Below are 24,301 nucleotides of genomic sequence, written 5' to 3'. Positions count from 1 at the left end.
GAAGGTATTGCCAGCATGGCCGGACTCGATATCGGGGGAAATCTGTCTTTCGTGGCAGGGGGCTTTGGTTTCGCTGAATACGACTTTGGTGGATGACCGTCGCCTGCCAAATGGCAAGCGTCCCCGATGGCACACGGCCGCCAGGGACGCTAGCGTCTCGCTATGCTGCTGACTCAGCTCAGCGCGTAAGCGAACTCCCCCTGGTCGTCGAGGCTGACCGTCAGTTTCTCTATCGCCTCTCCATTGGCCATCTTGTCCAGTACCTGGGCGGCGACGGTTGGCATCAGGCTGCCGGAGAGGATGTTGTCGATATTGCGTGCGCCGCTGTCGCTGTCGGTGCAGCGCTCGGCGACGGCTTCGATGATTGCCGGGTCGTACTCGAACTCGGCGCGATGGTTGTATTCGAAGCGGTGCTTGATGCGGTCGAGCTTGAGCCGAACGATGTTGTGCAGAATCTCTTTCTGCACCGGGTAGTAGGGGATGATGTTCAACCGGCCCAGGAACGCTGGCTTGAACACCGCGTTGAGCTGATCGCGCAGGCTTTCGACGATCGCATCCGGCGCGGGCAGGGACTCGACGCCCAGGCACTGCTGCATGATGTCGTCGGTGCCGACGTTGGAGGTGAGCAGGATCACGGTATTGCGGAAGTTGATTTCGCGGCCTTCGCCATCATCCAGCACGCCCTTGTCGAACACCTGGAAGAACAGCTCCAGCACGTCCGGGTGGGCTTTCTCGACTTCGTCCAGCAGCACCACGCTATAGGGCTTGCGGCGCACTGCTTCGGTCAGCACGCCCCCCTCGCCGTAGCCGACGTAGCCGGGGGGCGAGCCCTTGAGGCTGGAGACGGTGTGCGCTTCCTGGTACTCGGACATGTTGATGGTGATGACGTTGCGCTCGCCACCGTAGAGGGTGTCGGCCAGCGATAGCGCGGTTTCTGTCTTGCCGACGCCGCTGGGGCCGAGTAGCAGAAAGACGCCGATCGGCTTGTTGGGGTCCTCCATCCGCGCGCGTGAAATGGCGATGCGCTTGCCGATCTCGGCCAGGGCGTGGTCCTGGCCCAGCACGCGCTCGCCAAGCAGCTCCGGCAGGCGCTGTACGGTGGCGATCTCGTCGCGCATCATCTTGCCGAGTGGAATGCCGGTCCAGTTGGAGATCACCTCGGCAATCACGTTGCCGTCGACATGGCCGTGCACCAGAGAATGCTCACCCTGAATCGCGGCCAGTTCGCGCCGGACCTCGCCGATCTGCCGGCTCAACGCGTCGGTATCGCCGTCCTGCTGGCCGGCCTCGATGGATTCGCGTTCCGCTTCCAATCCCTTGAGGCGCGTCACGACTTCCTGCTCGCGCTCCCAGCGCGCGCTGAGATCGTCGATCTCGCCGCGTGTCGCGGTGAGCTGTTCGTCGAGCGCAGTGAGGGTTTCCGCGTGATCGCTGCCTTCACGCTGTTCGCGCTGGAGAACGGCGATTTCGCTGTTGAGGTTGTCGACGCGACGGTGGGCGTCCTCCAGCGCCGCCGGCTGCGAGGATTGCGCCAGGGCGACCCGGGCGCAGGCGGTATCGAGCACGCTGACGGCCTTGTCCGGCAGTTGGCGGCCGGTGATGTAGCGGTGCGACAGGCGAACGGCCTGGACGATGGCGTCGTCGAGAATGGTCACCTTGTGGTGATCCTGCATGCGTTCGTTCAGGCCGCGCAGCATGTTGATGGCCACTGGTTCGGCCGGCTCCTCGACCTTGACCACCTGGAATCGCCGGGCCAGCGCCGCATCCTTCTCGAAGTACTTCTTGTACTCCGCCCAGGTGGTGGCGGCAATGGTGCGCAGTTCGCCGCGCGCCAGCGCCGGCTTGAGCAGATTGGCAGCATCGCCTTGGCCGGCCTGGCCACCACTGCCGATCAGGGTGTGGGCTTCATCGATGAACAGGATGATCGGATGCAGGCTGCGCTTGGTCTCCTCGATCACGTTCTTGAGTCGGCTCTCGAACTCGCCCTTGACCCCGGCGCCGGCTTGCAGGAGCCCCAGATCGAGGGTGCGCAGCTCGACGTTCTTGAGCGGCGGTGGCACATCGCCGTTGACGATGCGCAGTGCCAGACCTTCCACCACGGCGGTCTTGCCGACACCCGCTTCGCCGGTAAGGATCGGGTTGTTCTGGCGGCGCCGGGTGAGGATGTCCACCATCTGGCGCACTTCCTCCTCGCGGCCGAGCACCGGGTCGATGCGACCGGCGCGGGCATTGCCGGTCAGGTCGATGGTGTACTGGTCCAGCGCCGGGGTCTTGCTCTTGCCGGGGCGGCCGCCACCGGGCTTGGTGTCCGGGGACTGGCCGGCGCTCGGGCTCTGGCCACTGGCGTTCGTTCCCTCGCCGAGCGGGCGCACGTGCTGATCTTCGCTGCTGCCGCCGATCAGGTCGTCGAGATGCGCCTGCAGGTCGTCGACGTTGATCCGCTCGAGTTCACGGGCGCCATCCAGCAATACCCGACGTAGTTCGTCGTCCTTGAGCAGCGCCAGCAGCAGGTGGCCGCCGCGAATCTGGGCCTCGCCGTGATCGATCGAGGCGATCACCCAGGCGCGCTCGATCAGCCGGGTAATGCGTGGCGACAGGGCGGGCGTTCGGGTGTTGCCGGTCTTGAAGGTGGAGACCGTCTCCTCGAGCTGCGTCGCCAGGCGATCGAGCGACACGTCGTAGTGCCGGGCGATGCGCAGGAAGTCGTTGTCGTCGCTGTCGAGCAGCTTGAGCAGCAGGTGCTCGATATCGACGTCGTACTGGCGCTCGGCCAGGCACAGTGCCGCTGCGCCTTCGGTGGCTTCGCGGCAGGGATCGTTGAGCTTGTCGAAAAGGGATTTGAGACTCACGCCGTGGCTCCGTCGTAGGGAATGTCGAAGAGTGCATGGCCGTGGGAGGCGGCCGGTCGGTCGGAGGGTTGGAGCCAACCCAGCCGCCCCAGGTTGATACTGCCGCCCGCACCCAGTTGGGGGGCGGGAATGCTGTGCCTGTCGAGAATCAACTCGATTTCGAAGTCGAGTTCGATGCCGGCGTAGAAACGCACCAGCTTGACCAGCTTCCGGTGCGCTTCGGTGTCCGGCAGTAGCGAGCGGTAGGCGCTCAGGCTCAGCGGCCCGAACGAGACGCGAAAGGCGGATTGATAGTCACGCACCCGGGTGCCGGCCACGGCGCTCTCTCCGAGCCTGGCGTTGGCCTGGCCGAGGCGGGTGTACTGCGCCGGATCAAGGCGTATCCAGCGGCCAGCGAACGAATCGACCCGGCAGGGCAGCTGGAAGGTGTACTCCAGAATCGACTGCAGGTTGCTCGGATTGCGCGGCCGCTGCGACCACAGCCCGGAAAACCAGCTGAACAGGTCACGGCGCAATGAGCCGGGCGCGTCGTCGCGGGCGAGACTTTTCTCCAGCGTGGTGGGCGTGAAGCCCACCAGGTGCAGCAGCCAGTTTTCGAAATCCGCGCTGCCCTTGCGCTCGTATTCGATATGGAAGCGATACTTCTGCCACGCCTCGTAGAACAGCGCCGTCATCCGGTGCGAGAAGAAGTCCATGAACGCATGGGCGGCATCGTCGCGCTTCTCGATATGGCGGTTGATCAGCAGTTCGGTATAGGGGCGCGGCAGGACCCCGGACGGCCCCACCAGTCCCATGAACGTGACCTGGATCTCGCTCAGCGGATCGCCGCTGGCAGAACGGACCTTGTCGCTCTCGAAGGAGAGGTCGCTGATCTCGCTGGGCGGGAAGTTCAGCGACAGCAGCGAGCGAAATCGCAGCGGATCCTGGTGGGGGCGGTTTTCGGGGTCGATACGTCCGGTGCGGCTGTAGTGCAGCCGCAGCAGGCGCACGAGCTGGAAGAACCCGAATCGCCAGGGCTCGGCGCGGGCCTGATCGATCAGACCAGGGGCTGAGTACCGGTTCTCGGCTTCCATTGGGCGACTCGCTGTTCGCGCTGACGAGAGCGCAGGGTGAGTTGGGTGAAACTGTTGAGGCTGCAGTACTGGCCGAAAAAGTGGTCCAGCACCATGCCGAACAGGTAGATGCCGCTGCCGGTGAACTGGCTTTCGTCGAGCTCCAGGGTGATGCCGGTGCCGCGCACGAAGGCGGGGCGCGGATGACCGATGCGCGTCATCACCGGTTCGCTCGCGATCGAGGCGATGCCGTTGATCTGCTTGCGGATCGCCGAAGCCTGGCGATAGTTGTAGAGCATCAGCAGCTCCATCAGCGCCTCGCGGCCGTCGGAAACCAGCGACAAATGGTTGAGCGACAGGTGCGAGACCAGGCGCCAGATCAGGCCCTTGCCCATGGGCGGGCGTACCGGGGCCGTCGGTTTGCGCAGGCAGCGGATCTGCTGCACCACCTGCTCACGCTCGAGGGTGAAATCCCCTTGCGGATGGCCGAAGGTCATCAACTGCGGGAGGTCGCGATTGCTGCAGGTGAGCTTGAGGCTCAGGGTGTCGCTGCTGGCGTCGAGCATCTCCAGTTCGCGATCGACCACCCTCAGGCGCATTTCGGTGCCCGGGTCGCGGGCATTTTCCGAGGCGACCCGTCGCGCGATCCAGTAACTCTGGCGAGCCTGCTTTTCGCTGTCCCGCGGTTCGAAGAAAGGCAGGCAGGGCGCCACCTCGTCCTGCATCGCGGTGCGAATGACCCGGGTGACCTCGTCGATCGACACGATCTCGGTGGAGCGGGAATGGCGTACGTCCGGCACCACCGGATATTCATGGCGCGTGTGGCTGAGCTTGATCGGCTCGGCCTGCTGCGGGAACAGGTTGACAACCGGGGTGCAGCCGAGGCGGAAATTGTGACGTCCCACGGTCTGCGCCAGCCGAGCGAGACGCTCGTGCTGATCGTAGTCGCGAAACAGGAAGTGAATCTGGACCTGGGTCACCGGCTTGCCGGCAAGAGGGCGAGCCAGCCCGTTCAGGTCGAAGAACAGGAACTTCTCGGGGAAGGTGAAGTACTCGTGAAGCAGGCGGTAGCCCAGGAACGACCGCTCGGAGTAGTCGATCAGGCCTTCGTCGTGACCGAAGCCGACGGGGGTGATGGCATCCGGCGCCAGCCCGATTTCACGCTGCTGGCCGGCATCGACGAAACTGACCGAGATCCGCGCCACGTTGTTGAACAGCAACTCGTAGAGCGGGTGCATGAGAGTCCCTTCCCCGTCGAGGAAGAATCTCAGGCGATCCATGCCCAGCTTGCCGAAATCGGTATTGCCGAGACTCTCGAGCGACAAGGTCAGCTTGGCGACGTTGTCATTGCCGTGAGCATTGAACGACGAGCGCTCCAGTCGGCTCAGTTCAGCGCCGCTCACCGCCACCGGCCAGACATCCACCGGGTAGCAGGTACGGAAGCGGCAGAAGGAGTCCTCCACCGGGCGCGAGTGCAGCGCGGTATGGCGGGGCAGGTGATACGCGCCGGTCAGGGAGGTCTGTGCCCCTGGGTCGAACTCGACGATCGACAGTGCCGGTGTCGGACGCAGGTAGTGCGGGTAGAGCACGTCGAGAAACGCCTCGACGATCTCGGGAAAGTCGTCGTCGAGCTTCTTGTGTACCCGGGCGCTGAGGAAGGCGAAGGACTCGATCATCCGCTCGGCGTGGGGATCCTCGCAGTAGTCCCCCTCGAGCAGCAGCCGCGAGGCGATTTTCGGATACCGTTGAGCGAACTCCTGACCTAGAAAACGCAGGTGAGAGAGTTCCTTCTCGTAGTAGGGCAGCAGGTCGTCGAGCATCAGATCAGGTTCTGCACCTTGTATTGGCGAGTGTTGACTTGCAGTACTGCATCGAAGGCCACGCGCTGACTCGCTTCGCTCAGCGACAGCACGGCTTCGATGCGGAACTGGAGAATACGGTCGTGGCTGTCCTGGTTGAGCAGCTGCACGCGCACGCTGCTGAAGCGCTTGTCGCCCTGTTCGATGGTGCGTTCGAGCTGGCGTTGGATCAGCCGGCGATCCTCGGTGCTGCGGACGCCACGGCTGATGAAGTCCGGCAGGCCGTAGTCGAGCAGGGTGCCCTGCAGTGACGGCCAGCCATCGAGCCCGTCGGCCACCAGCTCCCGGCGGGTATTGACCAGGAGTTCGAGATCGCGCACCACCGAGTTCTTGTAGTCGGCCAGCGAGCAGCGATGGCCGGGTTGCGCCTCGGTCGAGTGCTGCGGCTCGTCGTCGAGTAGACGGTCGAGCAGGGTCGGAACCATCTGCAAGGGTTCGCTCATTTCATCCTCATCTCACGATGGATCGTGGCGGCACCGTCCCGCGCGCCGTGCTTCCTGGACATCGCCTCGGATTCGCCGGCGGGCACCGGTACTTGACCGATGCCCGTCTTCGGTCGTGCGGATCAGGAGCCGCGGGTCGATTGCGGCAGTTCTGAGACCAGGCGCAGCGATGCGGTCAGCTCATCGAGCTGGTAGTGCGGCCGCAGGAAGGTGACCGCCTTGTAGGCGCCGGGCTTGCCGGGGACCTCGGCGACTTCCACGCGCGCTTCGCGCAGCGGGTACTTGGCCTTGGCTTCCTGGCCGGCGTTGTCGTCCAGCAGCACGTACTGCGACAGCCATTCGTTGAGGTAATCCTCCACGTTCTGGCGCGACGCGAAACTGCCGACCTTGTCGCGCATGATCGCCTTCATGAAGTGAGCGATACGCGAGGTGGCGAAGATGTACTGCAGCTGCGAGGAGAGCCGAGCATTGGCGTTGGCCACATCGGTGTTGTACTGCTTGGGCAACTGGGCGGACTGGGTGCCGAAGAAGGCGGCGTAGTCGGTGCCCTTGCAGTGCACCAGCGGGATGAAGCCCAGGTCGGAAAGCTCCTTCTCGCGGCGGTCGGTGATCGAGATCTCGGTGGGGCACTTCAATGCCACCTCGCCGTCATCGGTCTGGAAGGTGTGGGTCGGCAGGTCTTCGACCAGGCCGCCGCCCTCGACGCCACGAATCGCCACGCACCAGCCGTACTTGGAGAACGCATCGGTGACCCGCGCGCCCATGGTATAGGCGGCGTTCATCCACAGGTACTTGTTGTGGTCGCGGCCGTCGACGCTCTCGGTGAAGTTGAACTCCTCCACCGGCGTGGTTTCCTCGCCGTAGGGCAGGCGGCCGAGCACGTGGGGCAGCGTCAGGCCCACATAGCGGGCATCTTCCGAATTGCGGAAGGACTTCCACTTGGCGTATTCGACGGTATCGAAGATCTTGGAAAGATCCCGCGGCCCGGTCATGTCGGTGAACGAATCCCAGCCGAACAGTTCCGGCGAGGCCGAAGAGATGAAAGGCGCATGCGCCGCCGCCGCCACATGGGAAACCTGCTCCAGCAGGTACATGTCCTGCGGATGGCGGCCGAACTCGTAGTCGCCGATCATCATGCCGAACGGGGCGCCGCCGAAGGTGCCGTACTCTTCCTCGTAGACCTTCTTGAACAGCGCGCTCTGGTCGAACTCGGAGGCCGACTTGAGATCCTTGACCAGGTCCTTCTTGGACGCGTTCAACATGTGGATCTTCATGTTGGTGCTGGTCTCGGACTGATCCGTCAGATACTTGAGGCCGCGCCAGGACGCTTCTAGCTGCTGGAATTCGCTGGCGTGCATGACCTCGTTCAATTGATCCGAGAGCAGCGAGTCGATCTCGGCGATACGCGAGTCGAGCACCGCGATCAGGTCCTTGCTCGGGGTGACTTCTCCCTCCAGCACCTGATTGACCAGCTCGTCGATCAGGTCACGGGTACGGGTGCGCTCGGTCTCCGAGCGAGCCACGCGGCTCTCGGAGATGATGCTGTCCAGCAGTGAAGTCTCCGGTGCGAAGACTTCCTGGGTTTCGGTCTGTGACGTGTTGTCGGTCTGATTGTCGGCCATGAAAGACTCCCGTTATTCCTTGTCGCTCTGCGGTTTCGCAGCGGCTTCACGACCCAGCTCTTCACCCAGGGCCTGGAGTTTGTCGGTGTTCTGCAGCACGTCCATCAACAGCTCTTCGAGCTTGTCGTTGCCACCCATCTTGTTGCGCAGATCGGCCAGCTTGTTGCGAACCTCCAGCAGCTTGCGCAGCGGCTCGACCTGACGCACGACTTCCTGCGGCTCGAAATCCTCCATGCGCTTGAAGTTGAGCTCGACCGGCAACTGCGAGCCGTCATTGGCGAGAGTGTTGTCGACGCGGTAGCTCAAGCGCGGCTTGACACCCTTCATGACGCTGTCGAAGTTGTCGCGGTCGACATTGACGAACTTGCGATCCTTCAGCCGCGGCAGCGGCTCGAGCGGGTTGCCGGAATAGTCACCCATGACGCCGACCACGAACGGCAGTTCTTTCTTCTCGATGCTGTCGCCGATCTCGACGTCGTAGGTCAGGTGAACTCGCGGTGCCCTCACGCGCGACAGCTTGTGTTGAGTGCTTTCGTTCTTGGCCATGAAAGGATCCTCCCTTGAGATGGCGGCTTCGTTGGGGTTCGAATGGGTCGTGCTGGATTGCGCCTAGCGGTCAGGCGGACGGCGCCTCCCTGACAGCGGATATCAGTTGCTCCCGCAAATCGTCCTGCATGGCATTGATCGCATCTTCGTAGATCAGCTCTTCGAAGCTGCGACTGCCGGAGATTTCGGTGCTGTGGCGGATCACGTCGTCTGCCGGCAGGGTCGAGGCGACCGGCGAGCTGATGACACAGAAAGGGAGCTCGCCGAAATCGTCCAGTTGCTGGAAGCCAACCGGGAAGCGCAGCCCTTTGAAAAGGCGACCCAGGCCGGCGGCGCGGCTGAAGCAGTGAAACAGCATCAGGTAGTGCACCACGAACCGGTGCAGCTCCGAGCCACTGCGATTGGGGTCGCGGACGACCTGACGAAAGCGGCTCAAGTCGAATGACGAGTAACCCACCACCCAGCGCGCAGGGCTGGTCACGCGCACGGTGCTGCCGCCCGGCAAGGCGTGGTCGTACTCGAGCGGGAAAAGCTCAGGCGTGGAGTTGATGATGTTGAGCGGTACTTCGAGCTCGTTCATCAGGTTGAACGGACGCTGCGCCGCATGCTTGTCGAACAGGGTGCGAAACTCCTTGAAGTGATGCTGAGTCTCCCGGCCGCTACCGCGAGGCGCTCCCTGCAGGTACTCGCCGAACAGCGGCTGGGGTCGCACCAGTGGCGCCAGGGTCGTGAGATAGTCCCCCGCCTGCGCCTTGAGCAAATCCGACACCACTCGCGTCTGTTTGCGCGAACGGATGAAGCTATCAACATCGAAGGACTGCGTCATGATCGATTCCCGGTGCGACGTCATATCGTCGAGATGGACCTGGCCTCGATTGGGTTATCGAGGCCACTCGTATCATTCCATTGGACATCGGCTCGCGACCCATTGTGCCGAGGACGCCGAAAGACTCAATAGATTAACGATCGAGATTCTACCCAGTAACAGAAATCGCAAAGTATTGTATCGGAGAATCGAGACGGTGCTCCGAGGTTATCTGCTATTAATGTTGTAGGCGATCTCTTACATCCCGTGTAATTAAAGGTTATCTCGTCACTCTAGCACGAGTCGCGATTCAATTGTTCTCATCCGTCGCTGCCGCGGGATATAGATCCGGGGTCAACACTTCGAGGGCGACGCTCTTGCCCTCGTCATCGATTGCCGGCGTGCCCTGATCCGTCAGCGGCTGCAGATTGCCGTTGTCCTTTCTGACGTAGGCGCGCGCTTCTCCCACCTCCGGACTAAGCACATAAAGCTGCCGTTCGAAATCGTTAATATCCTGATTTATAGACCATTTTCCCCAAGTGGAGTTGACTCTTTCTCCCCCGGGCGCGTCGATCTTGACCTCATGCAGGTAGAAGCTTTGGGGCGCCCCGGTGATGGCGTCACGCTGCAATATCAGGTCGGTGTCGATCCCGCGGCAGTCATTGCAGGGCAGGGTGCCCTCGAAGCGTTCGGTAGCCTTGACGTAATTGACCTGGGATTGAGGGCCGGCTGCGCAAGCACTCAACAACAGGCAGGCGGCTACCGGCACCCATTTGGCGGACTGTGCTTTCATGTGTCGATCCCAAACTTTTTGTAAATAAATGTTTCTGAGTAAGCTAATGTTAAATTCGACGCTTATTATAGCCATTAAATCTGGTAGGGTGTGTGGCGCACGAGACAAATTGATGCCGAATCTTGTTCGGTGTTCAGATTTCGTGAGCTTTCTCGGGACTAAATAATAGAGTGAATAGAGACGGCAATGATGGCGTCCGTACGCGTTTTGGTAGTGAGTTTATGCATGGCTCTGCTGGCAGGTTGCGGTGTTGCCGATCGTGTTGGCAACCGCTTCGGAGATACCTGGGCGGGGGATCTGTTCGGCAACCAGGAGCGGGTGCGAGTCACCATCGATAGTGACGAATCGGTCAACCCGGATGTCAATGGCGAGCCCTTGTCCGTCGTCGTCAGAATCTACCAACTGAGCGAGCAGGCTCCCTTCGCCACGGCCTCGCCACGTCAGCTGTGGAGCGAGGGCGAGAGCGTGCTGGGAAACACTCTGCTGTCCCAGCGCGAGCTGACCCTGCTGCCGGGTGAGCAGAAGGTGGATGTCGCCGCCCTGGCACCTAACGCCCAGTTCGTCGGTGTTGCCGCCTTTTTCCGAAATGTCGTCAGCGACAACTGGCATGTGGTCTTCGACGGCGAAGAGCTCAGGAACGACGGCCTGTTGAGCGCCTCGGAAGGTGTCCGGCTACGTCTCCTCGATGATCGCGTCGAAGTCGAGCGTGGTCACGATCTGCTCGGCAAGTAATCCTTCCGGCGTTGTGCCGGTAGTCGGTGGAGCTTGTGATTCGGAGGGCGACCGCATGGCGGGCGTCAGTATTCAGAGGCACGGGACAGGGACGTGAGCAAACACAACCGCATCATGTGGTCGGAAGGGATGTTCCTTCTGCCCCAGCATTTTCAGTACCAGGACGAATTCCATCAGCGCCAGCAGGCCGAGTCGCGCCAGGTCCAGCACCCGTTCCAGTGGGGGGTGCAGGAGATCGCCTTCGACGAAGGGGCGCTCGAGCAGGGGACATTACGGTTGAGCCGCCTCAAGCTGGTTTTCCCCGATGGCACCTTGCTCGATGCCCCCCAGCACGATCCACTTCCGCCGGGGCGAAGCCTCGACGAGCTGGCTCGCAATGGAGAGGTCAAGATATTCGCCGCATTGCGCACGCTCGAACCGTGGTCGCCGAGTTATCTCGACCAGGACGCCCCGCGCCACGGCGGGCGTCGTTACGTCCAGCGCTTCGAGACGCGACCCGATCTCAACGAGGGCTCGCTGGAGAACGAGCTGGGCACGCTCGAACTCAACGCGACCCTGTTGATGGAGGGGGATAGCCTGGATGGCTTCACCCATTGCCCGATCGCGCTGCTCAAGCGCAACGCCGCCGGGGGCTTCAATCTCGAAAGCGAACGTTTCATGCCACCGGCGCTGCATATCGATTCCGTCTCGCTGCCTTTTGATATCGCCAATCGCCTGATCGGCATGCTTCAGGCGCGGAGTGAGGCGCTTTCCGGCCGTCGCCGCGAGCGTGCCGACCAGGTGGCGGAGTTCGGCTCTAGTGATGTCACGCTGTTCTGGCTGCTTTACACCATCAATCGGGCCTATCCGCAGCTGGCGCACCTGCTGGCGCATCCGCGACTGCATCCCGAAACGCTCTATCGCTTTCTGGCCGAATTCGCCGCTAGCCTGATGACGTTCTCCATGTCCCACAAGCTGGGAGACATCCCGGACTACGATCATCGTGATCCGGCGCCGGCCTTGCTGGGGCTGGAAAGCGTGGTACGGGAATTGCTCGAGATCGTGGTGCCCAACCAGTACATTCCGATCCCTCTCGAGCAGACGCGACCTTCCTACTATGTCGGGCGGCTCAATGACGCTCGGCTCAAGAGCGCCGACTTCTACATCAGCGTCCACGCCGACATGCCCGGTGCGCAGATCCTCGAACTGGTGCCGCGCGCCTTCAAGGTCGGATCGCCGGAGGACATCGAGGTGGTGGTCAATACCGCGATGCCGGGCGGTACGTTGACGCATGCCTCCCGCATGCCCAGCGCGATTCCGGTGCGGCTGGACAACCACTATTTCGCGCTCGAACCCCATGGCGCCGTTTACGAACGCATGATGGACGCCCAGGCGATCGCCTTTTACGTCCCCAGCGGATTCAAGAATCTCAGCATTGAACTGATGGCGGTAATGAAATGACCGAAGCCCTTGCTCATCCCTCCGAGATCGCCGAGCCGCAAACGCTCAAGACACTGTCGCGTGACTTCATCTCCATGGTCCTGATGGTGCGCCGCGGTCAGCAGGCCGAAAGCGTCGAGCGCTTCCTCGAACGTGTCGATCAGTGGCTGCGTGAATTCGAGGAGAAGGCCAGGGCCGAGAATTACAGTGCCGATGCGGTGAAGGACGCCCAATACGCACTTTGCGCCTTCCTCGACGAGAGCGTGCTCAAGGGGGGGGTGGGCAACATTCGCGAGCATGTCGAGCTGCACCCGTTCCAGTACCGCTATTTCGGTGTGCATCTTGCCGGCGAGGGCTTCTACGACCGTCTCGACAGTCTGCGCAGCGACGTGCGCGCCAACCTGGACGTGCTCGAGGTCTATCACCTCTGTCTCGCGCTCGGTTTCGAGGGCAAGTACAGCCTGGAGAACCGGGATCAGTTGCGTTACATCGCCAATACGCTAGGGCAGGACATCGCGCGTTATCGACAGCAGAGCGACGAGCGCAACGAAAGCTGGAAGCTGCCGGATCAGGTGGGCCAGCTGTTGCGCTACGAGATCCCGTTGTGGGTCTACCTGCTGGGGATCGTGCTGGTCTGCCTGATCGTCTACGGCGGGCTGCGCTGGTGGCTGGGCAGCGAGACCGATTCGCTGATCGAGCAGATTCGGCAGCTTTTCAATTCCACCCGCTGACGAGCGAGTTTGATGATGCGTTTTCTTCGATTCCTGCGCTCGCTGAAAGGCTTCTGGCCGCTCTCCATCGTGCTGCTGTTGATGGGTCTGGCACTTTGCGTACTGATCCTGCCGCTGCTGACGCAAGAGCGCGAGCTCATCTTCATTGCCATGGCGCTGGTGACCGCAGTGTGGCTGCTGGTCGTGGTCATGCGTCAATATCATCGCATCCGCGCCGAGCGCAGTATCGAGAACCTGGTCGAGCTCGAGGTGCATCGCGAAGCGGCCGAAAGCGAGTCCGGCGATTACCAGATCCTCAGCGACCGCCTCAAGCACGCCATGGCGATGCAGCGCGCGGCGCGTTCGGTGGATGGCGGCAAGGCATCGCTCTACGAACTGCCGTGGTATCTGGTGATCGGCATGGCGGCTTCCGGCAAGACCTCTCTGCTGACTCGTTCGTCGCTGGCGGCGACCATGGCCGGCGGCAGCAACCTCTCCGCGGTCAGCGGCACACAGCACTGTGACTGGTACTTCAGTCGCGAGGCGGTGATGGTCGATACCGCCGGACGCTACCTCGTCGAGGATCGGCCGGCCAGCGAGTTCGCCGATTTCCTCAAGACCCTGCGCAAGCAGCGTCGCAAGCCGGCGATCAACGGGTTGGTGCTGGTCGTCAGCCTGCCCGAACTGCTCGAGCAATCGCGGCAGGAGGCCCATGCCCTTGCCGAGCAACTGGTGAGTCGGGTGGTGGAATATCGCCGTTGCCTAGGGATCAATCCCCCCGTCTACCTCTTCTTCAGCAAGACGGACCTGTTGCCCGGCTTTACCCGCACCTTCGAGGCGCTTGACGCCACCGAACGCCAGCGTCCTTGGGGACTGACCTTCTCTCTGGAGGAGTTGCGCCGCGAGGGTGTGATCAGCGCTTTCCAGCGGCGCTTCCCGAAGTTGGTCTCGACACTGCGTCAACGCGTCGACCGGCGAGTGATCGAAGAGGGTACCGAGGCAGACAGTGAACTGCTGCGCTTCCCAGACTACTTCGCCGAACTGCTTGGCGTCCTGAGCGACTTCCTCGAGCAATTCGATATCCCGCAGCAGGGCGAGCAGGCGCCGGTATTGCGAGGCCTCTATTTCACCAGCGCCTTGCAGACCGGGCCGGCGCTGCCCGCGTTGCTGGACGACCAGACTCGCGCCGAGTTCGCGTTGGCGCCGGGCGAGACCGGCGCGACTGCAGCGCGTGGCGGAGAGAAGAGCTACTTCATCACCGACACCTTTCGCGAGGTGGTCTTTCCCGACCGCAACCTGAGTCTCTACTACTCGCAACGGGGCGAGCGGCGCACCCTGCCGACATTCATGATCGGCGCCCTGGGCGTGCTGGGCCTTGCCGCCATCGCCGCTCAGGGCTGGTCGGCCTACAACAACAAGTTGTGGGTCGATCATATCCAGCATCGTCTGGACGAGATCATGGCAGGCAACAGCACCGGCCGCCTGAAGCCTCACGAGCGCCGTGAGCTGCTTGGGGATCTGGAGCAGCAGCTGGCCGCCATCGAGCGGCATCGAGAGAACGGCGTGCCCCTCAAGCTGGATCTGGGGCTCTACCAGGGTGAAGCCCTGCGAGAGCCGCTGAAGCAGGCCTGGTCGGACCTGCTGCGGGAGGATGTCCTCCAGCCGCTGGCGTGGAAACTGACCCGGCAGCTGCGCTCTCTGGACAGTTTCGATACGCCGGGTGGTGACATCGATACCACTGGCGCCGAGGTCGAGCCGCCGGCCGATACCGGACAGGATGCCGGCGCGATGGAAGAGCGCGGTCAGGCGATCGGTCGCGACGCCATGGATCGGATGCGTGAGCGTTCCACCTCGCGGCCGACGCTGGGCAGCGTGCCGACCAGCGCCTCGGAACTGGGCAGTCGTGCCCGCGGCGAACTGCGCTCGCGAACCACGGACAGTGCCCGGGATGCCTGGTACTCCGCGCGCAGCAACGCGGAGACCGAACTCGAAGAAGGGTTGCGTGAACGCACCAGTACGCTGGGTAGCGCCGTGGGTAATGGCGATGGCGACGAGTCGACGCTGGCGCTTTCCGGTGAACGAGGGCCCTCGCTGTCCGAGGAGATGCTGACCCGGTTGAGCCAGGAGGACGTCGAGCAACTGATCGAGAGCTACTCCTCGCTCAAGCTCTACCTGATTCTGACCGATCCGGCGGCACACCAGGATCAGGGCGACTTCGTGGCGTCGGCGTTGCCGCGGCTGTGGCAGGAGACGGCGCGTCGCCGCGGGCTGTCACGCTCCCGTGAGAGCATCATGGACAACGCCGCGCTCTACGTTCACTACCTGCAGCAAGGGACGGCACCGGCGCTCGAGCGGGATGACAGCCTGGTCGCCGATAGTCGTGAGCGTCTCAACGCCTTCCTGATCGACAGCAGCCTGGTGGACCGCGAGTACCTGCGCTATCAGCTCGACGTCGAGGAGCGCTACGATCCGCTGACGCTGTCCAGAATGGCGCCGGAGATGTCCGGCCGGCTGTTCTACTCCAGCCGCGCGGTACCTGCCTTCTATACCCGTCAGGTCTGGGACGAGTATCTTCGCCCGGCGATCATTCAGACCGTCTCCGGCGATCTGCAGCGCGAGTCCGACTGGGTTCTCGATGACGAGGACGTCGACGATGCCGTCCAGTCCAAGGCGCGTTTCGTCAGCCAGTTGATGGCGCGCTACAAGCGCGATTACGCCATCGCCTGGGAGCGCTTTCTTGGCAACACCCATGTCTCCCGTTTCGATACGCTCGACCAGGCCAGTGACCGGCTGGCCGCGTTGAGCGACCTGCAGGGTTCGCCGCTGCGACAGGTGCTGGAGGCGGTCAAGGCCAACACCGGCTGGGATGACCCCAAGGCGAGCGACGAAGAAGGCCAGGCGGCCGGCAAGGCCCAGGACCAGAGCTTCTGGGGCCGCGTGATGAGTGTCTTCGATGGCAGTGGCGGCAATGGACCGGCGGTGGATCTGGCGACGTTGCCGCGAATCAACGATGGTGCGCTGGCGCGTCACTTCCGGCCGGTGACGCGAATGCTCTCGGCGGACGAGGCGACGGGGAGCGACAACTCCGTGCTCAACCAGTACCTGCTCGACCTGCGTCAGCTCAAGGTCCGGGTCGACAACGTCCGCAGCGCCCAGGACGTGGGGCGTAGCAGCAAGTCACTGATCATGGCCACGCTCTCGGGCCAGCCTACCGAGATCAACGGGCTGCGCAACTTCGTGGCCTCCCGGGTGGATACCTCGCGGGCGCCGCTGGTGCAGGCGCTGGAGCCACTGTTCCGGGTGCCGGTCGAAGACACCTGGGCCGCGCTCAACGAACCTGCCAGGAATCAACTCAACGCCGCCTGGGATGACAAGATCGTCACTCCCTGGGATCAGATGGTGGCCGGCCGGTATCCGGTCAGCGACTCGGTCAATGAAGCCTCGGTGCGGGACCTGGAGTATTTCATCGACCCGGATCAGGGGGCACTTTCCCAGTTCCGCCAGAACGAAATCGGCGATCTCGCCGGCTCTGGCAGTGGACAGCGCTCGCCGATGGTCGATCCGCGCATGCTCTCCAGTATCGATGACGCGACGGCGCTGGGCCGCGTCATCGACAGCCTCTCGGATCTGCGCAACGGCTTCGAGCTGCAGATGAACCCGACGGTGGGGCTGACCGATATCATCCTGACGCTCGATGGCCAGCGGCTGCATTACCGCAACAATACCCAGTCCTGGGAGCGGCTGACCTGGCCGGGCAATGGCGAATCCTTCGGTGCGCGCATGGATATCATCAATCGAAACGGTCAGCGTCACACCGTCTTCGATTACCCCAACCGGTGGGGATTCCTGCGCATGATCGAGAGCGCCCATATCACCTCGATCGACAGCGCTCGTCAGCGCTTCAGCTGGCGAACCTACATGGGGACCGTGAGCTTTGACGTCCGTAACTTCGGTGGCGTGCAGATATCGGATCTAAAGCGGATCAAGTCTCTGAACATCCCATCGATGGGTCGGTAACGACAGGGTGGCGAAGGAGTGGCACAGGCGATGAGGAAGGGGTCCGAATGATCGGCTGCTTTGGCAAGATTCCCTCGAAAGCCGATTTCGTGGGGGTAAACGCCGCCGGCACGGTGATCCAGGAGCTCGACCAGTGGCTGCAGAGCGCGCTGGTTCGATTTCTGGATCACGAAGACTGGATGCATCGATTCGACGCGTTGCCGGTCTGCTTCTTTCACTATCACGCGCGCAACGGCAGCGATGTGATGGGCGCGATGATCAGTTCCGCCGATGCTTCCGGGCGCCGTTATCCGTTTTTCATCTTTCAGCTGTTGAAAGGAGAAGGGAGGCCATCGGTGCTGCCGTTCCTGCACACGCTGGGCGAGATCTTCGCCGGCCAGGCGCGGCAGATCCTGACCGATTCGGTACACGGTCAGACACCGATCGACCCGGCCGTCGCGATCAAGGAGATGCGGCTCTGGAACGACCAGGACCTGGCGCTTTATCAGCGTATCCACGAGCGATTCCTGCAGGACTACAGCTTCGACGACATCGCTCGGGCGCTGGAGTGGGGCTGGCCGGAATTCATCGCCGGCGCTTGCCTGCATCGTCTGCACTACGCGCTGGAGAGCTGGGAAGCGGGCAGCACGCTGGCGGTGCTGCTGCCGCTGCCTGCCGAGCGCGGGCTGAAACGCCCGGTGGCGGACCTGTGGCAGCAGTGGCTGGGCAGCGCCTGCCGGGGCGGGGCGCCGGTCATGAGTCTGCTGATCGACGACTTCATGCGCCCGCGCCTGCTGCTGATGCCTGCCTGGCATAGCGCGGAGGCGTTTTTTGAAGTGCTCTCGAATCCCGATGACCGTCGCCTTTGCATTGACGTGCTGGCGCCGTTCGCCGACGACGAACCACATCCGGGGACCTTGCCGCTGCCGGACACCCGGCTGAACCTGGCCGATTTCATGACTCGTTTTCCAAGCGGCCATCAGGCGCCGTGAGCGAGCTAGATTGAGCAGATGTGCTAATGAAACGTATGAAACTCGCCTATCTGAAATACGCCTTCTTCAAGTACCAGCCTTATATCCTGGGGCTGCTGTTCTTCGCCGCCATCTTCCTGGTCTGGCGGCTGGGCGTAGCATTCGGTTTTTCGTCCCTGGCCAGCCTGCTGGCGGGGATCGTCCTGTTCCTGCTGGTATCGGCGATCTACGTACTGCTGCTCTACCGTGGCATAGGCCAGAAGCGCAATCTGGAACACCTGCTGATGGAGGATGCCGATGCCGCCGTGCTGGATGCCAGTCCGCAGGATCGGGAAGAGATCAGCCTGCTGCGCGAGCGGCTGCTCAAGACCATCGAGCGTCTGAAGAAAAGCGGTCGTGGGAAGGGCAGTAACGGCAAGGACGCGCTCTATGCACTGCCGTGGTACATGGTCGTGGGCCAGCCGGCGGCCGGCAAGAGCACAATGGTCTATCAGTCTGGTCTCAATTTTCCCTTCGCCGAACGGGAAAATGCGCGTGTCGCCGGTATGGGCGGGACCCGTCACTGCGACTGGTTCTTCAGTTCCGACGCCATCCTGCTGGATACCGCGGGCCGGTACATGAACAGCGAAGAGGAGGCCGGCAAGTGGAAAGGGTTCCTGTCGCTGCTGAAGCAGCATCGGCGGCGCTGCCCGCTCAACGGCCTGATCGTCGCGGTCAATATCAGCGACGTCGTCCAGGTCAGCGACGCCCAGCGCAATAATCTGGCTCGGCGCCTGCGGGAACGGATCCAGGAAGCGCGGGAGCATCTGGAAGCGCGCTTGCCGATCTATCTGGTGTTCACCAAGTGCGATCTGATCGAAGGGTTCACGACGTTCTTCGAGCGTCTCGATCCGCAGCGCCAGAGTGACGTGCTGGGGCATACGTTCCCGCACCAGCAGCCCAGCGACGTGAACTGGAGCCAGCAGTTCGACGCCGCTCTGGAGGCACTCTGCCGACACTGGCAGCGGATGGGAGACGATGAAATCGTCCAGCGGGATATCGTCGATACGCGGCGGGACGTCGCTGCGTTTCGGTTCCCCCTCGAACTGGCCGCCCTGCGCGAGCCGCTGGCCCGGTTCGTCGAAGCGCTGACCAACGCCAATCCTTACCAGAGTGCGCCCTTGCTGCGCGGCTTCTATTTCGTCAGCGCGCTGCAAGGGGGAGACGTCATCGAGGGCGAGCACGCCGGCCGTGTCGGCCGTCATTTTTCCCTGGCCCGGCCCGACGCGCTGGCCGGCGAGCAGACCCAGCACCCGTTCTTCATCGCCAACCTGTTTCGCAAGGTCATCATCGCCGACCAACATCTTGCCGGGCTCTATGCGAGCGACGTCCGAGGCCGTCGCCGCAAGCTGCGCTGGACGCTGGTCGCGGGGCTGATCGGCGCCCTCTGCTGCGGGCTATGGATCACCTCCGCCATGCGCAACCACAGCGAGATCGAGGCGATGTCGGGAACCTTCGCCGACGCCGTCGAACAAGATGACCGCCATCCGTCACAGTACGCGCGATGGTCGAGCCTGGATGCGCTCAGAGAGTGGGGCAGCCACTACTATCAGCGTCGCCATGGCGAGGGTGTGCCCTGGTCCATGGGCTGGGGGCTCTATCAGGGAGATCGAATCGAGCCGGCCATTCGCGAGCGCTACTTCGATCAACTGCAGCCGGTGATGCTGGAGCCGGTGGAGCAGAACCTGACGCGCTCCCTGTTCACCCTGACCACCATCGATGTCTATCGTCGCAACAGCGACGAACTGCACGCCGTCGAGGGGCCGGAGACCGTCGCGCCCTACGCACGGCCCCGTGACAACAGCGCGGAGTCGCTGGCCAAGTTCGGCCGCTCCACCCTCGATACCTATCTGATGATGTCCGACATCGATCGTGGCGACATCGACTCGGACACGCTCCGGGCCCGATTGCCGGCGTTCTGGTATCCCGCGATCCAGCAACGGACCGGTACCGAGATCGACGAGGACCAGGCGGACTATCGCTACGCCGGGCGCCAGCTCGACTTCTACAGTCGACAGGTCCATGAGAGCGATGTGCCGCGAATCTCCGCCAACGCCTTCCTGGTCTCCAGCAGTCGCAATTACATCGACAGTCTTCTGGAGCAGACGTTGACCAGCTCCGAGACCATCGTGCTGGAGTCCGACACGCTCTTCGCTTTCGGGCGCGGCGACTACGCCGGATTGCAGACCGCGGGCCAGAAGGAACTGGACGAGCTGGCCGAGCGGCTGCTCAACACGCAGGACCTGGGACAGATTCTGATCACCGGCCACGCCGACCCGATCGGCAACGAGCGGGCCAACCAGCAGCTCTCGCTGCAGCGCGCCATGACGATCCGTCAGTACCTGATCGGCAAAGGGGTCCCCGCGGGGCTGATCGAAGCCAAGGGGGCGGGGAGCGAGCGTCCGTTGGTGACCTGCGATCGCAGCCAACCGCGTGCGCAGCTGATCGACTGCCTGGCGCCCAATCGCCGGGTCGAGATCGAGGTCAGGAAGCAGGAGTGAGCGATATTACCGTCAGTCGTGGATGTCTAATTGTAACAAATTGAATCAAGTGTATTTAAATGTGTTCATTGCCTTTAAAGTTTAAGAAGTCCCTATATAATCTGGGTTAATCGACATATTGTGAGGAATTGCATCGGTAAGCGTCATTTAGAAACATATCGGTGATGTAGGAAATTGGCTGTTAATGGTGTCGTCGATTTCCTACAAACAGGGTCTTTAGATGACGGGAAAACCCTGTCGTAAAACGACAGTGTTGGTCGATTGGGTGCTATTTCTTTAACAGAAACAGTCGGTTGATTCGGTCATGGATATCTTTCGCCTTCATGGCGCAGGGCGATAGATTGGCAAAGAGATGCCGCTCGTGAGCATGGGCCTAGGCCGATCTTATTCATGAGGGTGTCTTCCTGTAGGTGAAAAACTAGGAGAACTCAGCAAAATGGCTTTTGACGCATATCTCAAAATCGATGGTATCCCCGGTGAAAGTCTGGATGACAAGCACCCGGATTGGATCGAACTGAAGAGCTTCGACTTTGGTGCCAGTCAAGCGACTTCTGCAACGGCTAGCTCATCCGGTGGCGCTTCTGCAGAACGCGTCAACCTGAGCGAATTCCGTATTCAGAAGTTCGTCGACAAGGCCTCTGCCAAGCTGTTCGAATCCTGCTGCAAGGGGCAGCACATCAAGGAAGTGGTGCTGCACGTCAACCGCGCGGGTGGCGACAAGGTCCGCTACATGGAGATCAAGCTCGAGGAAGTGATCGTCTCTTCCACCGAGATGGAAGGTACTTCCACCTCGACTGGCTTCGAGCAGAGCGAGAACGAAGATCGTCACGATCTGCCGTACGAGACCGTCAAGTTCAACTACGCGCGGATCAAGATCACCTACACCCAGCAGAAACGTTCCGATGGCCAGGGTGGCGGTAATGTCGCAGGTGGCTGGGATCGCACGCGCAACAAGGTCTACGCCTGATCTTGTGCCTACCGCCCTCCGGGGCGGTTCAATGACATACCCACCGGCCGTGGCGGCGGAAGGTGGGTATGTTGCCGGTCGGCCTGATCCTGGCGATGTCTCGCGCGTTGGGTTGGGAGGTCTGGCCGGCTGCAACCGAAGTGCCGTTGGTTGACCCAGGCAGGGCGAGCCCTTTCTGCGTGAGCCAATGCCGTCGCTGGCTGGATGACGCCGGAGTTCACCGCGACGCGAAACGATCACGAGGTCGAAGCTATGGATCAACTCGGCGAACTTTCCATCGATGCGCTCCTTTCGCCCATCGAAGGCGGTAGCCATGCCGGTGGGGAGGATCTGACCTTCTCGCTGCTGTTCGACCAGATCAAGGAGGCGCGCCGCGCTGACCCCACCTACCTGCCCCAGGGTGAATGGCAGACCGAACTCAAGCAGTCCGATTGGGGCCAGGTGATCAACCTCACCAGCGAGGCGCTGATCGCGCAGAGCAAGGATCTCCAGCTCGCCGGCTGGTTGTGCGAGGGGCTGGCGCACCGCGAGGGCTTCGACGGTATCGCCTTCGGTCTGACCCTCGAAGCCCGCTTGCTCGACGAGTACTGGGAGACCCTCTATCCCGAACTCGACGAGGATGACCTCGAAGAGCGCTCGGCACGCCTCAGTTGGCTGGGCGATACGCTGATCGGCGTGGTGCGCACGCTGCCGTTGCTCGACAGTGATGGCTACGGGCTGGCCGACTACGACGAGTCGCGCCAGGTCGAGAACCAGGCGCGCAACGACCCCGATGCCATGGATCGCGCCCTCAGCGATGGCAAGATCAACGACGAGATCTTCCAGCGCTCGGTGGTGCTCACCAGTACCGACTTCCTGCAGCAGCGCCACGCCGTGATTGCCGCCACCCTGGTGGCGCTGGAGCAGCTGGACGATATCGGCGACCAGCGCTTCGGCCGCGACGCGCCGAGCTTCGCCGGGTTGCAGAAAGTGCTGGTGCAGTGCCGTGACCTGACCGAAAAACTGCTGCGCGAGCGCGGGGCCGACGTCTCTGCCAGCGCCGATGCCGAGGCTGCCGCCGAGGTGAAGGCGGAAGAGCCCGCCGCGACCCGGGTCGAGCCGAGTCTGTCGGCCCCCGCGGCGGCCGAACCGGCGGGTGCGCTGCGCACCAAGCCCCAGAGTCGCGACGAAGCGTTCGAGATGCTCAACGGCGTGGCGCGCTACTTCAAGGAGCGCGAGCCCCACAGTCCGGTGCCTTACCTGATCGAGCGGGCGGTGAAGTGGGGCCGCATGCCGCTCGAAGAGTGGCTCAAGGACGTGATCAAGGACAACGGCGTCATCGACAACATCCGCGACACCCTGGGTACACAGCCCAAGGATGATGACTATTGACCATGTCTCGAGCCTCGATTTTCGATCTGCTTCACCAGCGCCAACAGCCTCCGGAGCCGGTTGAAGAGATCAGCTCTGCCCGTAGCGACTACCGCGTCGACAGACTGCGGCTCCTTGACTGCGTGGCGTTGACCGCATCCGGCTTCGTGGGTGCCGGCGCAGTGCCCGCCGTACAGTCGCCAGCGCTTTCTCCCTCGCTCCATGGTCCGGACGGTTTTCGTCTGCTGGTACACCGGGTCGCCGATGTCACGCCTATCCAGGAGCCCCGGCTAAGCCGTCTGGAAGCCAAGGCATTACGGCTTCATGAACTGATACAGACGATCGTGATCGAAGCGCTGATGATGCTCGAGGCGCTACCGGAAGAAGCCGCCTTCGATGTGGTACTGACGGCGCCACTGCGTTCACCTGAAGCGACCGCCATCGTCGTCGAGCGTCTGCGGGCCGCCATCGTCGAGACACAATATGCTTCGGCGCTGGGGGAAATACGTCACACCGCGCGAGGCGGCGACCCGCACACCGTAGTGGACGTTGGCGATAACGGCGGTATGCCCTATGTCCTGTGGATCAGTGCGGACTCTCTGCTCAACGAGGCGGACGTCGCCGCGTTGCAGCATCGTCGGGTCCTGGATCGCTCCTCGAACAGCCCGGGACTTTACGCGGGAGAAGCGGTCGCGGCGCTGCTGATCCAGCGGCTGCTGCCCGAAGATGCCGACTTCGATGCCGGTTGGCGAATCGATACCGGTATCGTCCGTGATCATCCCGCCCGGTCGGCTCAACGTGATCATGCCAAGCGCCAGACGTTGCTCGCGCTGTTGAAGGACGCCTGGCCTGCGTCTGACGCGGCCTCGGACGCTGATGAGGCCAGGGGGGCGGATACGCCTGTCGACGGCGCGAGCACTGCCCCGGCACGGGTCGTCATCGATGCCATGGGGCTGCCCGGCAGGGCAGTGGAGATCGGCAGTGCGTTGATCGAGCGCTGGCCGGAGATCGACATGATCGACGATGGCGCGGGGGTCGATCAGTTCTGTGGCTGGCCCGGCGAGGCGGTGACGGCGATGGCGCTGGTACTGGCGATGGCACCGCTCTCGCCGCTGGACAGCGCGGTCGTGATCCGCGTGGAAGACGAGACCCGCTCAACGGTATGGAGCTTGCGATCCTGCGCGGCCGAAACCGCGCAGGGCGAAGATCATTCGTGACCGCTGTCACCGTTGTGTGACGAGATCAGCGAGGCGCCGCAAGCGGTCTTGTGGCCATGCAGGGCAACCGGCTTGCCGTTGATCTTCATGGTCGGATGACCCTCGACGATGGCGTTGGTGCTGCCGTGACCATCTTTCGGGCAGGTGACCTTGTCGCCGAGACAGGCAACCGGTTTGCCGTCGATCAGATAGTTGCTCTGTGCGGTAATGACTTTGCCACCGTGGCTGGTGGCGTCACCGAGTACAACGATGCCTTTCATCGATCCGGGCTTCCTGGCAAGTGTGAGAGGTCGAGTCCGGCCAAGCGGGCTCATCAACGAGCGTTAATTTAGCCATCGACACCGTGGCGGTACAAGCAGCGGGTGGTGTGATGGCGGAGAGGTCAAGATGGCAGAGACGACACTGGATAGCTTACTCGACACCTTCGATA

18 protein-coding genes are annotated in these 24,301 nt (G+C 62.6%); 9 read left to right on the top strand and 9 right to left on the bottom strand.

Annotated elements, in window-relative coordinates:
• Positions 1 to 173: 173 nt before the first annotated feature.
• From tssH to DOM54_RS00055, 8 genes are all read right to left on the bottom strand, one after another.
• Complete coding sequence (tssH, locus tag DOM54_RS00090; protein ID WP_110714410.1) at positions 174 to 2,849, bottom strand: type VI secretion system ATPase TssH; 2,676 nt, start codon at positions 2,847 to 2,849, stop codon at positions 174 to 176.
• The gene (gene tssG / locus DOM54_RS00085; RefSeq protein WP_110714409.1) at positions 2,846 to 3,922 is read right to left on the bottom strand and encodes a type VI secretion system baseplate subunit TssG; all 1,077 of its coding nucleotides are present in this window, start codon (positions 3,920 to 3,922) and stop codon (positions 2,846 to 2,848) included. Before tssG ends, tssH begins: the two co-directional genes overlap by 4 nt.
• Positions 3,886 to 5,721 carry a type VI secretion system baseplate subunit TssF gene (gene tssF, locus DOM54_RS00080; protein ID WP_110714408.1) on the bottom strand — a complete coding sequence of 612 codons (1,836 nt, stop codon included), beginning with the start codon at positions 5,719 to 5,721 and terminating at the stop codon, positions 3,886 to 3,888. Before tssF ends, tssG begins: the two co-directional genes overlap by 37 nt.
• A complete protein-coding gene (tssE, locus tag DOM54_RS00075; protein ID WP_110714407.1) occupies positions 5,721 to 6,203 on the bottom strand; it encodes a type VI secretion system baseplate subunit TssE in 483 nt (160 codons plus the stop codon). Before tssE ends, tssF begins: the two co-directional genes overlap by 1 nt.
• A 122-nt stretch (positions 6,204 to 6,325) precedes the next feature.
• Positions 6,326 to 7,825: a type VI secretion system contractile sheath large subunit gene (gene tssC / locus DOM54_RS00070; RefSeq protein ID WP_110598245.1), complete on the bottom strand. Its 1,500-nt coding sequence runs from the start codon at positions 7,823 to 7,825 to the stop codon at positions 6,326 to 6,328.
• Positions 7,826 to 7,837: 12 nt separating this feature from the next.
• Complete coding sequence (gene tssB, locus DOM54_RS00065) at positions 7,838 to 8,371, bottom strand: type VI secretion system contractile sheath small subunit (protein WP_110598244.1); 534 nt, start codon at positions 8,369 to 8,371, stop codon at positions 7,838 to 7,840.
• 70 nt (positions 8,372 to 8,441) lie between these two features.
• Positions 8,442 to 9,197, bottom strand: coding sequence for a hypothetical protein (locus tag DOM54_RS00060; protein ID WP_110714605.1), 756 nt, complete (start codon positions 9,195 to 9,197; stop codon positions 8,442 to 8,444).
• 289 nt (positions 9,198 to 9,486) lie between these two features.
• Entirely contained in the window at positions 9,487 to 9,969 is a 483-nt protein-coding gene (locus tag DOM54_RS00055) for a copper resistance protein NlpE N-terminal domain-containing protein (RefSeq protein ID WP_162619731.1), read from the bottom strand.
• Between the two features lie 186 nt (positions 9,970 to 10,155).
• Between DOM54_RS00055 and tssJ the strand changes: the two genes are divergently transcribed.
• The 9 genes from tssJ (at position 10,156) to DOM54_RS00010 (ending at position 23,871) form a co-directional block, all read left to right on the top strand.
• Entirely contained in the window at positions 10,156 to 10,701 is a 546-nt protein-coding gene (gene tssJ, locus DOM54_RS00050; protein WP_110714405.1) for a type VI secretion system lipoprotein TssJ, read from the top strand.
• A 93-nt stretch (positions 10,702 to 10,794) separates the two neighbouring features.
• Positions 10,795 to 12,141: a type VI secretion system baseplate subunit TssK gene (gene tssK, locus DOM54_RS00045; RefSeq protein WP_110714404.1), complete on the top strand. Its 1,347-nt coding sequence runs from the start codon at positions 10,795 to 10,797 to the stop codon at positions 12,139 to 12,141.
• A complete protein-coding gene (gene icmH / locus DOM54_RS00040) occupies positions 12,138 to 12,851 on the top strand; it encodes a type IVB secretion system protein IcmH/DotU (protein ID WP_110598239.1) in 714 nt (237 codons plus the stop codon). Before tssK ends, icmH begins: the two co-directional genes overlap by 4 nt.
• Positions 12,852 to 12,863: 12 nt before the next feature.
• Positions 12,864 to 16,847: a type VI secretion protein IcmF/TssM N-terminal domain-containing protein gene (locus DOM54_RS00035; RefSeq protein WP_240613713.1), complete on the top strand. Its 3,984-nt coding sequence runs from the start codon at positions 12,864 to 12,866 to the stop codon at positions 16,845 to 16,847.
• A 47-nt stretch (positions 16,848 to 16,894) separates the two neighbouring features.
• Positions 16,895 to 17,818: a type VI secretion system-associated protein TagF gene (gene tagF / locus DOM54_RS00030; protein WP_110714403.1), complete on the top strand. Its 924-nt coding sequence runs from the start codon at positions 16,895 to 16,897 to the stop codon at positions 17,816 to 17,818.
• A gap of 26 nt (positions 17,819 to 17,844) precedes the next feature.
• Entirely contained in the window at positions 17,845 to 20,337 is a 2,493-nt protein-coding gene (gene tssM / locus DOM54_RS00025) for a type VI secretion system membrane subunit TssM (protein ID WP_110714402.1), read from the top strand.
• A 436-nt stretch (positions 20,338 to 20,773) separates the two neighbouring features.
• Complete coding sequence (locus DOM54_RS00020) at positions 20,774 to 21,304, top strand: Hcp family type VI secretion system effector (protein WP_110714401.1); 531 nt, start codon at positions 20,774 to 20,776, stop codon at positions 21,302 to 21,304.
• Between the two features lie 252 nt (positions 21,305 to 21,556).
• Positions 21,557 to 22,675: a type VI secretion system protein TssA gene (gene tssA / locus DOM54_RS00015; RefSeq protein WP_110714603.1), complete on the top strand. Its 1,119-nt coding sequence runs from the start codon at positions 21,557 to 21,559 to the stop codon at positions 22,673 to 22,675.
• A gap of 2 nt (positions 22,676 to 22,677) precedes the next feature.
• Positions 22,678 to 23,871: a hypothetical protein gene (locus DOM54_RS00010; RefSeq protein WP_110714400.1), complete on the top strand. Its 1,194-nt coding sequence runs from the start codon at positions 22,678 to 22,680 to the stop codon at positions 23,869 to 23,871.
• On the opposite strand, the gene DOM54_RS00005 is transcribed toward DOM54_RS00010, so the two are convergent.
• A complete protein-coding gene (locus DOM54_RS00005) occupies positions 23,862 to 24,131 on the bottom strand; it encodes a PAAR domain-containing protein (protein ID WP_110598232.1) in 270 nt (89 codons plus the stop codon). The genes DOM54_RS00010 and DOM54_RS00005 overlap by 10 nt on opposite strands.
• Positions 24,132 to 24,301 lie beyond the last annotated feature (170 nt).

The sequence above is a fragment of the Salinicola acroporae genome (assembly GCF_003206615.1).
In the GTDB taxonomy this organism is placed as follows: domain Bacteria; phylum Pseudomonadota; class Gammaproteobacteria; order Pseudomonadales; family Halomonadaceae; genus Salinicola; species Salinicola acroporae.
This window is presented reverse-complemented; position numbering and strand designations above follow the sequence as displayed.

Coding starts and splice junctions, on each gene's coding strand:
- DOM54_RS00060 (WP_110714605.1), bottom strand. CDS start 9,197: ATGACGCAGTCCTTCGATGTTGATAGCTTCATCCGTTCGCGCAAACAG.
- DOM54_RS00020 (WP_110714401.1), top strand. CDS start 20,774: ATGGCTTTTGACGCATATCTCAAAATCGATGGTATCCCCGGTGAAAGT.
- tssC (WP_110598245.1), bottom strand. CDS start 7,825: ATGGCCGACAATCAGACCGACAACACGTCACAGACCGAAACCCAGGAA.
- tssB (WP_110598244.1), bottom strand. CDS start 8,371: ATGGCCAAGAACGAAAGCACTCAACACAAGCTGTCGCGCGTGAGGGCA.
- tssJ (WP_110714405.1), top strand. CDS start 10,156: ATGATGGCGTCCGTACGCGTTTTGGTAGTGAGTTTATGCATGGCTCTG.
- icmH (WP_110598239.1), top strand. CDS start 12,138: ATGACCGAAGCCCTTGCTCATCCCTCCGAGATCGCCGAGCCGCAAACG.
- DOM54_RS00055 (WP_162619731.1), bottom strand. CDS start 9,969: ATGAAAGCACAGTCCGCCAAATGGGTGCCGGTAGCCGCCTGCCTGTTG.
- tssG (WP_110714409.1), bottom strand. CDS start 3,922: ATGGAAGCCGAGAACCGGTACTCAGCCCCTGGTCTGATCGATCAGGCC.
- tssE (WP_110714407.1), bottom strand. CDS start 6,203: ATGAGCGAACCCTTGCAGATGGTTCCGACCCTGCTCGACCGTCTACTC.
- DOM54_RS00005 (WP_110598232.1), bottom strand. CDS start 24,131: ATGAAAGGCATCGTTGTACTCGGTGACGCCACCAGCCACGGTGGCAAA.
- tssA (WP_110714603.1), top strand. CDS start 21,557: ATGGATCAACTCGGCGAACTTTCCATCGATGCGCTCCTTTCGCCCATC.
- tagF (WP_110714403.1), top strand. CDS start 16,895: ATGATCGGCTGCTTTGGCAAGATTCCCTCGAAAGCCGATTTCGTGGGG.
- DOM54_RS00035 (WP_240613713.1), top strand. CDS start 12,864: ATGATGCGTTTTCTTCGATTCCTGCGCTCGCTGAAAGGCTTCTGGCCG.
- tssF (WP_110714408.1), bottom strand. CDS start 5,721: ATGCTCGACGACCTGCTGCCCTACTACGAGAAGGAACTCTCTCACCTG.
- DOM54_RS00010 (WP_110714400.1), top strand. CDS start 22,678: ATGTCTCGAGCCTCGATTTTCGATCTGCTTCACCAGCGCCAACAGCCT.
- tssM (WP_110714402.1), top strand. CDS start 17,845: ATGAAACGTATGAAACTCGCCTATCTGAAATACGCCTTCTTCAAGTAC.